The 15,943-nt window shown below is 51.7% G+C and carries 8 protein-coding genes; all 8 read left to right on the top strand.

Annotation, left to right across the window (positions count from 1 at the left end; all coding sequences use genetic code 11):
- The first annotated feature begins 39 nt into the window (after positions 1–39).
- The 8 genes from IPI86_RS08560 to IPI86_RS08525 all read left to right on the top strand — a co-directional run bounded on the left by IPI86_RS08560 (position 40) and on the right by IPI86_RS08525 (position 15,924).
- On the top strand, positions 40–3,060 hold the full coding sequence (locus IPI86_RS08560; protein WP_345297582.1) for a protein kinase: 3,021 nt from the start codon (positions 40–42) through the stop codon (positions 3,058–3,060).
- Complete coding sequence (locus tag IPI86_RS08555) at positions 3,053–5,878, top strand: adenylate/guanylate cyclase domain-containing protein (protein ID WP_345297581.1); 2,826 nt, start codon at positions 3,053–3,055, stop codon at positions 5,876–5,878. Before IPI86_RS08560 ends, IPI86_RS08555 begins: the two co-directional genes overlap by 8 nt.
- The gene (locus IPI86_RS08550) at positions 5,875–8,865 is read left to right on the top strand and encodes a protein kinase (protein ID WP_345297580.1); all 2,991 of its coding nucleotides are present in this window, start codon (positions 5,875–5,877) and stop codon (positions 8,863–8,865) included. The genes IPI86_RS08555 and IPI86_RS08550 overlap by 4 nt, the downstream gene beginning before the upstream one ends.
- Before the next feature lie 35 nt (positions 8,866–8,900).
- Positions 8,901–9,959, top strand: a complete 1,059-nt coding sequence (locus tag IPI86_RS08545) for a GNAT family N-acetyltransferase (protein ID WP_345297579.1) — start codon at positions 8,901–8,903, stop codon at positions 9,957–9,959.
- A gap of 124 nt (positions 9,960–10,083) precedes the next feature.
- On the top strand, positions 10,084–10,575 hold the full coding sequence (locus tag IPI86_RS08540) for a hypothetical protein (RefSeq protein WP_345297578.1): 492 nt from the start codon (positions 10,084–10,086) through the stop codon (positions 10,573–10,575).
- 64 nt (positions 10,576–10,639) lie between these two features.
- Positions 10,640–11,137 carry a GNAT family N-acetyltransferase gene (locus IPI86_RS08535; protein WP_345297577.1) on the top strand — a complete coding sequence of 166 codons (498 nt, stop codon included), beginning with the start codon at positions 10,640–10,642 and terminating at the stop codon, positions 11,135–11,137.
- A gap of 103 nt (positions 11,138–11,240) precedes the next feature.
- Entirely contained in the window at positions 11,241–12,851 is a 1,611-nt protein-coding gene (locus tag IPI86_RS08530; RefSeq protein WP_345297576.1) for a toll/interleukin-1 receptor domain-containing protein, read from the top strand.
- A gap of 256 nt (positions 12,852–13,107) precedes the next feature.
- Positions 13,108–15,924 (top strand): S8 family serine peptidase, encoded by a 2,817-nt coding sequence (locus IPI86_RS08525; protein WP_345297575.1) that lies wholly within the window; start codon positions 13,108–13,110, stop codon positions 15,922–15,924.
- The last annotated feature ends 19 nt before the right edge of the window (positions 15,925–15,943 follow it).

The following is a 15,943-nucleotide window of genomic DNA, read 5'->3' as shown; positions in this document are numbered from 1 at the left end:
CCCCATATACAGATGGTCAAATACTGAAAGGTTAACATAATGATTGGCACAACCATTCTCAATCGCTACAATATCGAAACGGAACTGGGCAGAGGAGGAATGGGTGTCGTGTTTACAGCACACGATACACTACTCAATCGCGTTGTCGCTATCAAGTTTCTGAATGCCTCTGGAGTGGGCACTGAGGGCAAAGCGCGACTGTTACAGGAGGCACGTGCTGCGGCGCGATTGAACCATCCAAACATTGTTTCGGTTTATGATGCGGCAGAGACAAACGGTTTGCCTTTTATCGTAATGGAACTTGTAAAGGGGGTTACGCTCCGAAACTCGGAAAAACTCGATTTGCTTGATGTGCTTCACATGACCCAACAGATCTGCCTTGCGTTGGAGCACGCTCACGCAAACGGGATCATTCATCGTGACCTGAAACTCGAGAATATTGTCATCACCAACACGCAAAACTTGAAACTAATGGATTTCGGTTTGGCACACTCTATAGATGACGCCCACATAACCGAAGAAGGTACGCTTACGGGCACTCTGGCATATCTCGCCCCCGAGCTTATCCAAGGCCAGCCTGCTAGTGTGAAGTCTGATTTATACGCTTTTGGTATCATTCTTTATGAACTGCTTGTTGGTCGTGCGCCATTTCAAGGAACAGTTAGCGCAGTTCTTGCACAACACATGCAAGGGAAAGTTATACCGCCAAGTGAACACAATGCTGGTATTCCCATCTGGGTGGATGATCTTGTTCTTCGTTTGCTGAGCAAACATCCCGAAGACAGACCCGTATCGGCAAGGGATGTTCTGCTGATTCTGGAACAAAAATCATCTTCGCCAGCAACAACTTCTTTATTTTCTATCTCCTCCAAATCAAAAAACAACCTTCCTATACAACTAACAGCCTTTATTGGACGTGAAAAGGAAATCGAGGAAGTTATAGAATCGATAAAAAATCATCGTTTAGTCACGCTTACAGGTTCAGGCGGCACAGGCAAAACGAGACTCTCTCTGCAAGTTGCTGAAAATCTTCTCGATCAATTTGAATATTTCTGGTTCGTTGAGCTCGCGCCAATCTCCGACCCTGCCAACATTCCGCAAGCCATTCTGTCTGCTATGGGTATCAGCGAACAGCAAGGCAAGAGCGCACAGGAATTAATCAACGAATATCTTCAAGATAAAAATACATTGATCGTTCTGGATAACTGCGAACATCTGATTGAAGCCAGCGCAAAGATTTCGTATGCATTGCTCAACCATGCGCCCGCGCTCAAGATTCTCGCTTCGAGCCGCGAGGCATTGGGCGTCAAAGGTGAAATGGCTTGGCATGTCCCCTCCTTATCCGTGCCTGATATCAATCATCTACCTGAGTTTGATGAACTCTCTCAATACGAATCGATTCGACTCTTCGTTGAACGCGCAACACTTGCCAAACCGAATTTCACTGCGACAAAAGAAAACGCGGCTTTCATCGCCCAGGTCTGTTCCCGTTTAGATGGCATTCCCCTGGCGATTGAATTAGCCGCTTCGCGCGTCAAAGCCTTGAGTGTGGATCAAATTGCCGCGCGCCTCGATGATCGCTTCCGTTTGTTGACAGGCGGCTCGCGCACTTCCCTGCCGCGTCAACAAACATTACGCGCCACCATTGACTGGAGTTATAACCTGCTCACCGAGGAGGAGAAGACCCTGCTTCGCGGTCTCACTGTCTTCTCAGGCGGCTGGACTCTCGAAGCCGCCGAATCAGTTTGCATTCAAGAGGGAAGTGAATTCGATATCCTGAATTTGTTATCCCGACTCGTGGATAAATCCCTCGTCAACTTGAAAGACTCGCGTTATCGTATCCTTGAAACCGTGCGGCAATATGCTTTAGAGAAATTAGCTGAGAGTGGTGAGGTGGATGCAGTCCGCGACCGTCATCTTGATTACTATCTCAAATTGACAGAGAGAGCAGAACCAAAATTACGTTCCGCACAACAGTTGATTTGGTTGAATCGCCTGGAGGCAGAACACGATAACTTGAGAACAGCATTGGAGTGGTCGCTTGGCAGGGATGATGCTGAAATTTCCTTGCGATTTACTGGCGCAGGCTGGTTTTTCTGGGGAATGCGCGGTTATTCTAAGGATGGGTCAAGGTGGCTTAAGGCTGCCCTCGAGAAACCCGGAGCAGAAAAGCGCGGCGCGGCGCGGGCGAAAGCGTTAACAGGACTGGCTTACATGGCTCGTTATCAAAGCGATCTCCTTGCGTCGCAGGGTGCCGCGCAAGAGGCTGTGGACATTTGGCGCGAGGTCGGAGATAAATGGTGGCTGGCTTTCACGCTCGGGCGGGTGGGTGGGAATTTACTTATCCAAGGCGACCTGATTGGGGCAAGGAGGATTCAGGAGGAAGCTGTCAAGCTGGCGCGCGAGGCTGAGGATAAGTGGGCGCTCGGTGATGTGCTCGGAAATTTGGGTAGAGTACTTAAGAATAGCGGCGACTATCAGACGGCGCGCTCCGTTCAGGAAGAAGGTTTGGCGGTTTACCGAAGCGTTGGCGACAAGTCGTGTATCGCGGAGGCATTGGAAGCATTGGGCACTCTGGCTCACATTCAGGGTGACGATGAACAAGCGGTCGTACTTTATAAAGAGAGCCTTGAGATATATCGAGAACTGCATTATGTGGGCGGTTTACTGTCATTGCTCTTCGAATCGGGTTGCATTATACAAAGTCAGGGGGATAACGAACAAGCGGCGACACTTTTCACCGAAGCCCTGGTTTTGGCTCAGGAAGCAGATGACAAAAATATACTTGCACAGGCTCTGGCAGGCTTGGGAGGTGTGGCTGGAGCCAAAGGCAGGCCCGAGCAAGCCGCCTTGCTGTTGGGCGCAAGCGAGGCAATTTTCAATGCGCTTGGTGTAGAAATATTTTCGTTATCCCACCATCGCCTCGTTGACTATAAGGGCTGGGTGGCGAATGTCCGCTCACAATTGGACGAGGCTACATTCAAGGCGGTCTGGATAGAAGGTCGCGCCATGACTCTCGAACAGTCAATTGAATACGCTTTGGAGGTAGATTATGAATGAACTCCCATCTGGAACCGTCACTTTTTTATTCACCGATATCGAAGGCTCGACCAAGCATTGGGAGCAACATCCCGAAGCGATGAAGTCCGCGCTCGCAAAGCATGATTCGATTTTGAGGGAAGCCATCGAATCAAATCATGGACATGTCATCAAGACCACGGGCGATGGAATCCATGCTGTGTTTGGGACTGCAATTGATGGGGTCAATGCCGCCATTGATGCGCAACGCGAACTAGCAAGGATGAAGGATGAAGGCGGAAGGATGAATGAAGACCTGGATTCGCTCTTCATAATTCATCCTTCATCCTTATCACTAAAAGTCCGCATGGGGTTGCACACAGGCGAAGCTGAATTACGCGATGGCGATTATTACGGGGGGACTCTAAACCGCGCCGCGCGCATCATGTCCGCGGGGCATGGCGGGCAAATTTTAATTTCAGAAACCACTGCGCAAGTAGCGCGCGAACATTTTGCAAGCGATGTATCTTTACTTGATCTGGGTGAGCATCATCTCAAAGGGCTTACACGCGCGGAGAGAATCTTTCAACTCGTTGTGCCTGACCTGCAAAAAGATTTTCCTGCGTTGATGTCGATTGCCACGGCAACGAACAACCTCCCCACTCAACTTACCTCTTTCATCGGGCGTGAAAAAGAAATTCGTGAAGCAAAAGAAAAACTTTCATCAGCAAAATTATTGACTCTCATCGGACCTGGCGGAACGGGAAAGACTCGTTTATCCATTCAACTCGGCATGGAAGTGCTCCCTAATTTTACAGATGGTGTTTGGTTCATCGAACTCGCTCCGCTTGCCGACCCTGCGCTCATTTTGCAAACCATCGCATCCGTGTTGAATGTCCGCGCGCAAATGGGGGGTTCGTTGAAGGATATTGTGATCGATTATTTGCGGGCGAAAAATCTTTTGCTCATTTTTGATAACTGTGAACACCTTGTCGAAGCCAGTGCACAACTTGCGGATGAATTCCTGCACCACGCACTCAATCTCAAGATCATCGCCAGCAGTCGCGAGGCGCTTGGCATTGGCGGAGAAACCGTCTATCGCGTGCCGTCGCTCTCGTTGCCGAATCAGGCACAGGCGTCGCGTGAAGCGTTGGCGGGCTTCGAGTCGATTCAACTTTTTGTGGATCGGGCACGGGCGGCGAATCCAAAATTTGATCTGACCGAAAAGAACGCCTCTGCCGTCGCCCAGATCTGCCGCCGTCTCGATGGCATTCCCCTCGCTTTGGAATTAGCCGCGGCGCGTGTTACCGTTTTCTCAGCGGAGCAAATTGCCACACGACTTGATGATAGATTTAAATTATTGACAGGTGGCTCGCGCACCGCATTGCCGCGCCAACAAACCCTGCGTGCCTTGATAGATTGGAGTTATGACCTACTCAGCGAAGACGAGCGTGCGTTACTGCGACGACTCTCCGTCTTCGCGGGCGGATGGGTTTTTGAAGCCGCCGAATCAATTTGCCCTGACCTTGATGTATTAGACTTACTTACACAACTTGTCAATAAATCTTTGGTGACGATGGATGATGAAGGCGACGAGCCGCGCTATCGTTTGCTGGAAACCGTGCGCCAATATGCGCGCGATAAATTAATGGAAGCGGGCGAAGCGGAACAAATGCGAAATCGTCATCTCGATTATTTTGTTCAACTGACAGAGAGCGCCGAACAGGCGCTTATTGGATACGCGGCATTGAGCTGGATTAACAGGCTTGAAACAGAATCTGATAACCTGCGCGCTGCATTCGAATGGGGCATGGAAACGAATGTGGTTACTGTTTTGACAATGGCTCACGCGTTGCAATATTTTTGGTACAGGCGCGGGTACGAAACCGAAGGGCGCAGGTGGGCGGGACAAGCGCTTGAGAAAATTCAGAATTTACCAGCCGTGGAAGGCGATCTTTCGACAAGCGCGGGAGCGCGCCAGCGAATGCTGGTTACAGCAAAAGCCTGGCAGGCGATATCATTTCTGGCAACGAGTCAGGGTGATTTTTTGGTTGCAAATGCAGCCTCCCAAAAATGCCAGGAGTTGGCGCGTCAGCTTGGGGATAAACGCCTGCTGGCAACTGAGCTTGCATTTTTAGTGGCTACAAAGATGATGTCTGGCGATACCACTTATGAAGATTCGGTGATAGAGGAAATTGTCAACATTGCGCGCGAATCTAACGATCCCTTTGCGCTAAGCGTATCTCATGGCGTGGTCGGCTTAAATATGTTGTGGAAGAGTCAAGATGCCAGGATTGCCAACGAGCATGTTTCGAAAGGACTCGCTTTACTAAAAAATACCCCACATCATTTTTGGCAGACGATGATGCTTTTTGGGTTGGGAATGGAGGCAAGATTTCAGGGCAGATTCGATGAGGCTCGCGAACGTTTCGTCCCCTTGCTTGCAGCTTTTCACGAAATGGGAGATCAGCACCGCGCGAACATGATCCATAGTGAGTGCGCCCACATGCAACGGCTGGAGGGACATCACGACAAAGCCGAATCCATGTATCGCGAGACCATCCTGGAGTGGCAGCGGCTCGGTCACCGCGCCGCGGTTGCCAATCAGCTGGAATGTTTTGCGTTCATTGCCAAAGTCAACGAACAGCCTGAACGCGCCATCAAATTGCTCGGCGCGGCGGAAAGGTTACGTGAAATCATCCAGATAGATATGTCGCCGATGGAGCGCGTGGAATATGAGCGCGAAGCCGGGGAGCTGCGCGCCAGGATGAGTGAAAAAGAATTTAACATACAGTGGTTAGAGGGTCGCGCAATGACGATGGAGCAGGCCATCGCCTACGCGCTGGAGATATTTGTATGATCGGCACAACCCTGCTCAATCGGTACAAAATCGAATCCGAACTTGGCAAAGGCGGCATGGGCATCGTGTACAAAGCCCAGGATACATTGCTTAATCGTGTTGTAGCTATTAAATTCCTAAACACGTCTGGCGTGGGCACGGAGGGAAAGTTGCGCTTGTTACGGGAAGCGCGCGCCGTGGCGCAGTTGAACCACCCAAACATTGTGTCAATTTATGATGCAGGCGAAGCGGATGATACAGCCTTCATCGTGATGGAACTGGTCAACGGACATACCTTACGAAGGATGGAAAAAACAAATTTGCTTGATACGCTGCATATGGCTCAGCAGATTTGCCTTGCGCTGGATCATGCTCATTCAAACGGCATTATTCACCGCGACTTGAAACTGGAAAACATAGTCATCACCAACTCACAAACCCTGAAATTAATGGACTTCGGTCTGGCGCACACCGCGGATGATAACCGCCTTTCTGAAGAAGGTACGCTTACAGGAACTCTGGCATATCTTGCGCCTGAACTCATTCAAGGTCAGCCTGCCACTGTGCAGTCTGATCTATATGCATTCGGTGTAATCCTGTATGAATTGCTAATTGGGCGTGCACCATTTGAAGGCACGATCAGTTCCATGCTGGCACAACACATGCACGGAAAGGTAACACCGCCCAGTGAAGTCGACTCGCAAATCCCTGCCTGGGCGGACGAGCTTGTTCTTCGATTGCTGAGCAAACACCCCGAGGAAAGACCCGCATCGGCAAAAGACCTACTTCTGATTCTGGAACAAGAATCATCTTCGCCTCCGACGACAACTTTATTTTCAATTTTCTCCAAAACAAAAAATAACCTACCAACGCAATTAACTAGTTTTATCGGGCGTGAGAAAGAGATTGCCGAGATCAAAGTGTCGCTCGTTTCATCCCGTCTCGTTACGCTGACAGGTTCGGGCGGCACAGGCAAGACGCGGCTTTCCATCGAAGTCGGCGCGCAATTGCTTTCAACCTTTTCCAACGGCGTGTGGCTGATCGAACTCGCGCCGCTCAGTGACGAGTCGCAGATCGTCCCCGCGCTGGCGCAGGCGTTTGGTTTGCAGGAACTGCCTTTCAATCCGCTGAAAAATCTGGTTATGGATTACTTGCGCGATAAAAAGCTGCTGCTCATTCTCGACAACTGCGAGCATCTCATCGCAGCTTGCGCGCGCCTTGCCGATGAACTCCTGCATCAATGCGCGGGACTTAAAATACTTGCCAGCAGTCGTGAGGCATTGGGCATTGCAGGTGAAGTAGCATATCGCACTCCTTCGCTTGCGGATTCCGAATCGACCAGCCTCTTCGTGGATCGCGCTCGCGCCGCCAATTCGAAATTTTCTCTGACCGATTCAAACGCTTCCTCCGTCGCCCAAATCTGCTCCCGTCTCAACGGCATTCCACTGGCGATAGAACTCGCCGCCGCGAGGACAAAGTTACTCTCGGCAGACCAAATCGCCTCCCGCCTCGACGACCTCTTCCGTCTGCTCGTAGGCGGAAGCCGTACCGCGTTGCCGCGTCAACAGACTCTGCGAGCGTTGATCGATTGGAGTTATGATTTACTCTCAGAGGAGGAAAAGAATCTGCTACGAATCGCATCGGTCTTCGTCGGCGGCTGGACGTTGGAGGCGCTCGAAGCCGTGTCCGAAGACTCGCATGCACTGGAACATCTCGAAGGATTAGTCAATAAATCGTTAGTGGTGACGGAAGAACACAAAGGCGAGATGCGCTATTTCCTGTTAGAGACGATCAGGCAATACGCGAGAGAAAAGTTATTCGAAGCGAAGCAATCATCGGCGGCGCGTGATCGGCACTTCATCCATTTCAACAAATTAGCTGACGGCTTATGGAATGTTTATCTCTTCCAGGGTGAAAGCGAAATTAAAAAGCTTAAAGCCATGCAGATTGAGACGGATAACCTGCGCGCTGCATTTGAATGGGGTATGCAGAATAATTTGGGAGACATGTTGAATCTTGCGGCGAACATAGCCATGAGCCTGAGTGTATCAGGCGGTCAACTGGAAGGAATTGCCATACTAAAAGTGGCACTGGAGAAGTTTCGCGGGCTGCCACCTGCAGAAAATGACCTCAAGCATAAGCAGGAAGAATTATTGATGCGCGCTTGCTTTAGTTTGGGGACAATTACCGTTGGCTCGGGCGAGATTATGTTGTCGCGCAGCGCCTTGCAGGAAGCGATTGCGATTGCACGCAAGCTCGGCGACAAGTTTATGTTGGGCTATGGCCTTGAAATGTTCTCCAACGCATCCATCTTTATTAAAGCCGAAGATTCGCTCCCTGCCGCGTTGGAAGGGCTGGAAATCTTTAAGGAATTAAACAACATTAGCGGGCTCGCCATAGCTTATGGTAATTTATCTCGTTGGGCGGGAATCAACGGTAATTTTGAAGAAAGCCGAAAGTATTTAGAGTTGCTTCAAGGAATAGCCAAAGATATCCCCTTGTCATTTCAATCAGGAATTCTATTTTTAGGCTTGGGTTACAACACACGTAACCTTGGGCAACTCGAGACGGCTAAAAAACATTTTGAAGCTGGGCTCAAGATGTTCGAGTACATAGGACACAAAGGTTTTGAGGCTGTGATGACTACTGAGATCGCACATGTTGAACGTGTCATGGGTAATTACGCAAAAGCCAAAAACACTTATAAAAAAACAATTAAAGAATTTCAAGATGTGGGCAATCGTCCAGCCGTGGCGCATCAACTGGAATGTTTTGCGATGATCGCAATTGTGGAGGAAGAACCGCAACGCGCCGCAAAATTATTTGCCGCAGCAGAGGCAATCCGTGAGGTAACGGGTCACAAAAGATCAGACGAAGAAGAAGCGGAAGAAGCGCAATTCATGAGTCGACTCCGCGCCATGCTGACCGAAGCGGAGTTCAATGCGCTCTGGGCAGATGGCAAATCCACGACGACGGAACAGGCGATCCAGTTGGCGTTAAGTAAATAAAGATCATAACCATTCACGTTACAAAAGGAGTTTTTATGGGCAACCCAAAATTCACACTACGAGAATTGCAGCCATCTGACAGCCTTGCGCTGACCAACCTATTGACCGAATTTGACGGCGACATGACCACGCGCTTTCAGGACGATCCATACACAGCCATCATTTCTGGAACGGAATATCGCACGAAAGGAGTGGTTGTAGAAACCGAAGGCATTGATGGATTTGTCGGGATGGGAACGGTTCGGTTCGGCAGGGTTCAATTCAACGGCAGTGTTTTGCCATTCGCCTTTCTGGATGGACTCAAAGTCCGCAAGGAGTTTCGCGGCAATGGGCTTGGTTTTCAAATTGCAAGTTGGCGGATTCAACAGGTAAGGAACGAGTTCGGAGATGATTGCGTGATCGGGACAGGCATGGCGCATGACAATCACGCTTCACATGCCGTTGCCAGCAAATGGTGCAGGGAATTTGCCGAATCTGCTTTTGACGCTCGTTTAGTTCCCATGCTGACCCGCAAGCCCAAGCCACTGGCAGGGATTACCGTTCGTGAAATTGAATCGCGCGAATATGAGGAATTTGCTGCCAAGCAGAACGCCTTTTATAAAAACCACAACCTGTATGCGCCCAGCGATCCCACTTCCATCGTACATACGCTTGGCGTTTCCGCTGGTGGAAAAAAGCCTTACCGCTTCTTTGTTGCTGTAGACTCTCAGGACAATTTACTGGCGGGGGCACAAACCTGGGCGCGCGGTATCCTGAAATCAGACACCATCAACAATCCACCGCCGCCACTTCGCATTTTGAATAAGGTAGTCCATCTTCTTCCTCCAGACTTCACTGTTCGCGATGTCGCGGTCAACGGATTTTGGCATGAAGCGGGTCAACTAAAGGTCGCTCAATATTTATGGGAAATGCTTCGCTGGGAATACAGAGATCAGGGTACAACGCTTGTCGTGAGTTTCGACTCGCGTGACCCTGTCATGAATATTGTCACCCTCAAGCCATGGCACCAGCCGCGCTTCAAAATAACCATCGCGATTCACGCTCCTGCAGCGATCAATCGCGACCAATTACTATTTTCCAGTGGGCGTGTTTAATCATAGCAATTCTGTATGGAGTACACCGCGCTGTGGGCGGAGGACAAGTCCATGACGATGGAGCAGGCGATCCAGTTGGCGTTGGGGTAGTCCTACCATTCTTGTTTTCAAAAGGAGAAATAATATGCTTGTCCGTTGGCTTGTGTTTATCCATGTTTTATCGGCACTCACGTTCTTTCTTGCCCATGGCGCTGCTGCAGCAATGGTCTTCAAAGTCCGCTCTGAAACAGATTTTGTTCGCATCCGCGCCATGCTCGACTTGGCTGTCTCAACCTTCAAAGCTTATATGCTTTCATTCCTGATCATGGGGCTTACCGGGCTGACCATGCCCTTCCTCATCCATATTTGGAACAAAGCATGGATCTGGCTATCCATTGTTTTGATTTTGTTCGTTGTGGTTTGGATGGGTCTGGTCAACGAAAAACAGATCAAACAATTGCGCCGATTAGTAGGGTTGCCCTACATGCAGGGGAGTAAGAAATATCCTGCTGAACCGCCTGCCAGTCCTGAAGAAGTGGCTGCCTTGCTCAAGAAGATCAATCCGTATCAATGGGCGCTGGTTGGGTATGGCATTCCTGCCGTTGTACTTTGGTTGATGGTCTTCAAACCGTTTTGATCGCCATGACGATGGAACAGGCGATCCAATTGGCATTGGGTGAATAAAAAGGAGAACTGCATTTATGGATATCATCATCCGCAGGTTGGAGCCTTCTGATTACGAAGCCATGCAAAAAGTATTTGCTGGCCCCAAAGTGACCTGGGGTACGCTTCAACAGCCATACCCATCCGTTGAGAGTTGGCGCAAGCGTTTGACGGAAATACCGGAGTCTCAATTCTGGCTGGCGGCGATGGTCGGCGATGAAATGGCGGGGCAGCTGGAGATCCAGACCACTCCGAACCATCCGCGCCGCAAACATGTGGGGCAGCTTGGTATGGCGGTGCGCGATGACTTTCAGGGGAAGGGTGTTGGGACGGCGCTCATGCGGGCTGCTGTGGATATGGCGGATCACTGGCTCGATCTGCTGCGCCTCGAGCTGGGAGTCTTTGTCGATAACGAACCCGCTGTCCGCTTGTATCAGAGATTCGGTTTCGTCATCGAAGGCACGCTGACGCGCTATGCCTTCCGCGCGGGAACATACGCGGATGTGTATGCCATGGCGCGGTTCAGGCAGGAATGAACATCGGTATTACAGGTTTTATGCAAAGCCTGTCGGGTGACTGGAATCGCTTTTACGCGGGTATAATTTTCATGCACGCTCTTTATTGTTATGCAGGAGTACCATGAATAAAAATATCTTTATCAGTTATTCGCGCCGCGAGATCGGATTTGTGGACAGCCTTGTGGATAAACTTGAGGATGACGGCCATCAGGTCTGGCTGGATTATCGCAGTTTGATCCCCGGCACGCCCTGGCGGGACCAAATACACAAGGGGATCGATGAAGCGGATGTGATCCTGCTGGTGGTATCTAAAGCCTCCCTCTCCTCACAGAATGTGGAAGTGGAATGGAAGGGCGTGATCCAACAGAAGAAGCGGATCATCCTGCTGGTGTTCGAGGCGGTCGATCTTCCAGATGAACTTGAGAAATATGAATGGGTGGATTTTCGCGGCAACTTCAATACAGGCTTGCGGGAACTGTCCTCTCAAATAGACAAGCCCATCGCAGAAGAACACCCCGTGCCTCAAACTGGATTCAAAATTCCCGGCATCGTCTGGCTTGCCATTTTGTTGAGTGTGGGGGTTGCCTTCTTTTCCCTGCCGACCCTGTGGACTCTGCTCATCCCGTGGGTGTTGATCCCCTTGCCCTATCGAATTTTCAAACGCGACTATCACTTCTCGCAGGTTCAGGCGGCGCTGTTGTTCCTGCCGATTGCTTTTATCATCAGTATATTAATTGCCGATTTCACTGCTGAAGAGTTCAATGTGATCATGACCGGCACCGTTTTGGGCATACCGCTGGCGCTGATCCTGCTGTTCGTGCTGCGTTCTCCAGGGATGCAGCGCTGGGGCAAGGAGCAGGCCACCCTGCCTCGTTTCGCCAACCCATACAAGCCCAATAATCCGCACCCGACTCCCACCTCTTTTTACATTGACCATGCACCGCAGGATGCGAAGATCGCCGAAATGCTGACGGGTATGCTGGATCGATACGGCCATCCAAATGCGGAAAGATTGCAGGATGCCAAAGCGGTCTTTGTGATACTCTCACGCTTCAAAAAAGACAGTGACGCGGACCCTGAAAAACAGGTTGTGTTTCCGGTCATCGTTCAGACCACGGAGGACATCTCGCCCGAACTCTCCAAGGTGCAGTGGATCGACATGCGCAGCGGCGTGAGAAGGTTGGATGCGATCGCGCAGCTGCTGCCCGAACCCGAAAAATTGCTGAAGGCGCTGGGCAACCGCCCCAGAGGCAGCATGTTGGTGCTGCCCGCCCCGGTGGCAGCCATGCAGTTCTTTCTGACCCTGCTGGGTGTCTTTGCCCTGGGATGTTTTTTCAAGCTGCTCATTGAGTTGTTTAGTTTCGATGTGTTCAGCCTGCCTAATGGAGGTTCCTTCATTACCCTGCTGGTCTTTTTCGTCATTGACCTCGTGTTGACCGGCCTGTTGCTGGTCAACATGGTGCGGACCCTGGTCCAAAGGGTGGGCAGGCTGGCAAATTTTAGGGCGTTTACACGGGCGCTTGGCGGGGTGGGGTTTCTGGCTTTCCTGCAAACGTTTTTGGGATTCCAGTTCGATAGCCGCATCGTCGATGTGCTTGGGATGGATGCGCCCACCATCGGGTTCATCACGATATTTCCTGCTTTGACCTTTCTGGTCGGCGGGATCATCATGGCGGTGTTTCTTGTGATCCGATACCGGGATGTGCGTTTTTGGTTTCCTTCGTTGAAATGATGAGAAGTATGTATAATGAAGTACAGTAAATTTTAGGAAAGTGGGCGGGTCTTTCAGACCGCCCTCTTTTTGTCTGTTATGAATACGATCCTGTACTTGTCTGACATAGTACCAATGGACCAGTGATTCCTTTACCCTTTTGTAAGTGAATTATAAGGCAAACGGGGGTTTAAGACGCTAAAATTGAAATATCCTGAAAATAAACCCGCCTCAAGGCGGGTGGTAACGTTTTTGTTGATAACAAAGGAAGTGCAATATGAAAAACCCCTCCATAAAATACATAGTAATGGCGGTGCTGCTGGTAATTTTTATCGTGGCATCCTTGGTGATGAACCAGGGCACCGGCAACCCCGCAGTTTCATCTGAACCTCAAACTGATGAAACCTCCTCTTATGTTCCGAAATCGGAACCGCTGAAACTCGATGCGCCTTCCCAGCCTGTTCCGCAACAGGTTGTGATTCAGTTTGCGCCCGAGGCCACCGAGGCCGAACGCGCGGCCTACATTGAATCGATCGGCGGCACGGTGGTGCAGTCGATCACTTCATTGGATACCATCGTGGTCAACGTTTCAGAGGAAGTGGCGCAGGCTCCCCTGCCCGCATCGGATGCGGTGACGGCCAGTGAAGCGGATTACTATGTCTCGGCTTTGGATGATGTTGCGCCTGTGAATGACCCGCACTATGCAGATCAGTGGGCGTTACCGGCCATCGCCGCGCCGGAGGCCTGGGCTTCCATGTCTGTGGATGCGGCTGCGGTGACGATCGCGGTGATCGACAGCGGTATCTGCGTTTCGCACCCCGACCTGGCAGGCCGCATCGTAAGCGGCTGGGACTTCGTTGAAAGCGACACCATGCCGCAGGATGATTTCGGTCACGGTTGTTCCGTCAGCGGTGTGATCGCCGCGAATATGAACGACGGCATCGGCATTGCCGGTGTTGCGCCTAATGCAAATATTATGCCGCTGCGCGTATTGAACGGCAGCGGTTTTGGTTCCTATTCTGATGTGGCCGCGGCGGTGGTGTATGCCGTGGACAATGGCGCGCAGGTGATCAACCTGAGCCTCGGCGGTTCGAGCCCATCCAGCACTTTGGAGAATGCCATCAACTATGCGGCTGCCAACGGCGTGATCGTCGTGGCCGCTGCCGGTAATAATGGAACAGAGGGAGCCTTGTATCCCGCCGCGTATCCTTCCGTGATCGCGGTCGGTTCCATTGACCCGAATTTACTGCACAGCACGTTCAGCAATTACGGTTCACAGGTGGATGTGTGGGCGCCTGGCCGTGACATCATGAGCACCAATCGCAGCGGCGACTATAGCCTGGTGAGCGGTACTTCGTTTGCCGCGCCGTATGTGGCCGGTGCCGAAGCCGTGTATATGGCATTGAGCCGCACGCCTGTTTTCGCTGGCGGCCTGCTTACTTTTGCAACCCAGGTCGAGGTCCCGGTGGACCCGACTGCCACCAGTGTAGTCCCCACCGATGTCCCCGTCGTCGAGATCAGCGATGCGGCGGTGTTGGATCAACTCAGGCAGTTGTACGATGTACCTTCAGGGGTTGATGCTTCCATTCGAACCATCGAACAGGCCGGGGGAGTCATGTTCGGTTTATTCATCGTGCCCGCTCCAGATGGCGTGGATGCCGGTCCGTCGGCTCATTATTTCACAGCCACACAGAATGGCGATGCGCTGACGATCTCACAGGAATATACCCCGCAGTTCTCCGAGGCCTTGGATGCGCTGGGCGCATCCGGCGCGGTGAGCCAGGGATTGGTGACCGCCTTCAACAGCGTGGCTGCGCAGGGTGATGGCACGGCGCAATTGGGCCTGCCGTGGACCAGCGGCGTGAATGCGACCCTGGTTGCCGGCCCGCATGGTGACGGTTTCCAGCCGACCCCCACGGGCGTTTCGAGCGCGCTCGATTTTGCCCCCGCCGATAACAAAGTGCTCGCCTCCCGCGAAGGGTATGCGCAGCAGATCGTCTGCCCTGGGGAGACCCTGAGCAGTTGGGTGATCATTACCCACCCCGATGGCTGGCGTACCAGCTACTATCAATTGGTCAATATTCAAGTGGACCCCGACGGTCAGCAGGTGGGACGCGGCGCGTATCTTGGCGATATTGCCCCGAACGGCGCTGCGGCGTTCTTATGCGGCGGTTCCACGTTTACTACGCCGCTGGTTCACTTCTCGGTGTTACGCGATGGCAAGCAGGTTAAGATCAATGGCTTTGACATCGGCGGTTGGACGGTTGGCGCAAGTTCACTGACTCGTGTCAGCGATTCGGCTGTGGTGAATGTGGGCGGCTCTGTTTTGAATAACGGAACCTTCGGCACGGATTTGACTTGTGACGCGACTTCCGTTCCTGCAGGCTACATCAAATGCGCCGATGAAGGCGGGACCTGTAGTTTCCCCGGCCTCGAAACGGTTTATTTCGGCTCCAACAACGGTTGTTTCGCCACCGAAACCGCCACCACCAGTATCTCCTGTGATGACCCGGCCTTCGGCATGCCTGCCGGTGATTCCCGTTCCTGTTATGTCGATACGAAATCCATCACGCTGGCACCGGCCTGCCCGCAATCGGGCGGTGTGATCCTGTATTGGACCAAGGATTATGCCTGTACCGGTGCCGGGGCAGATGCGGGTTACCGCCTGCAAGCGGCCAGCGGTTCACAGGATTACGGTGTGGATACCGCCTTCAATGACAAGGCTTCTGCTTTGCGCGTTCCTGCGGGCTGGTCTGTCATGTTGTACGGCGGCGGCGGAAATACCGGCGAAATGCTTTGTGTGAACAAGGATGTAAGTGACCTTTCCTTGTTGGGTACCTTCCCATTAACCAGCAGTGTGATCGACAACGGCGTTTCATCCATGCAGGTGTTCACGAACAGCACCAACTGTAATGGTGATTTGCTTGCCAACCCGCCAAAGGCTCTTTTGCCCGCCAACGGTTCAAGTAAACCCAATGGGTTTAGCCCCATTCTCCAATGGGCTGCTGCGCTTAATGCGATCGAGTATCAAGCCGAGTGGTGGGATACCGATACCCCCAATACAAAGAACGCCTGCTTGGTCAGCGCACTTTAATTGTGATACTGCACGTCAC

Origin of the sequence: Candidatus Villigracilis affinis, from assembly GCF_016705895.1 — a bacterium.
Classification (GTDB): Bacteria; Chloroflexota; Anaerolineae; order Anaerolineales; family Villigracilaceae; genus Villigracilis; species Villigracilis affinis.
Note: the sequence above shows the minus strand (reverse complement) of the source record. Positions and strands in the feature narration are given on the sequence as shown.

Coding starts and splice junctions, on each gene's coding strand:
- IPI86_RS08560 (WP_345297582.1), top strand. CDS start 40: ATGATTGGCACAACCATTCTCAATCGCTACAATATCGAAACGGAACTG.
- IPI86_RS08555 (WP_345297581.1), top strand. CDS start 3,053: ATGAATGAACTCCCATCTGGAACCGTCACTTTTTTATTCACCGATATC.
- IPI86_RS08550 (WP_345297580.1), top strand. CDS start 5,875: ATGATCGGCACAACCCTGCTCAATCGGTACAAAATCGAATCCGAACTT.
- IPI86_RS08545 (WP_345297579.1), top strand. CDS start 8,901: ATGGGCAACCCAAAATTCACACTACGAGAATTGCAGCCATCTGACAGC.
- IPI86_RS08540 (WP_345297578.1), top strand. CDS start 10,084: ATGCTTGTCCGTTGGCTTGTGTTTATCCATGTTTTATCGGCACTCACG.
- IPI86_RS08535 (WP_345297577.1), top strand. CDS start 10,640: ATGGATATCATCATCCGCAGGTTGGAGCCTTCTGATTACGAAGCCATG.
- IPI86_RS08530 (WP_345297576.1), top strand. CDS start 11,241: ATGAATAAAAATATCTTTATCAGTTATTCGCGCCGCGAGATCGGATTT.
- IPI86_RS08525 (WP_345297575.1), top strand. CDS start 13,108: ATGAAAAACCCCTCCATAAAATACATAGTAATGGCGGTGCTGCTGGTA.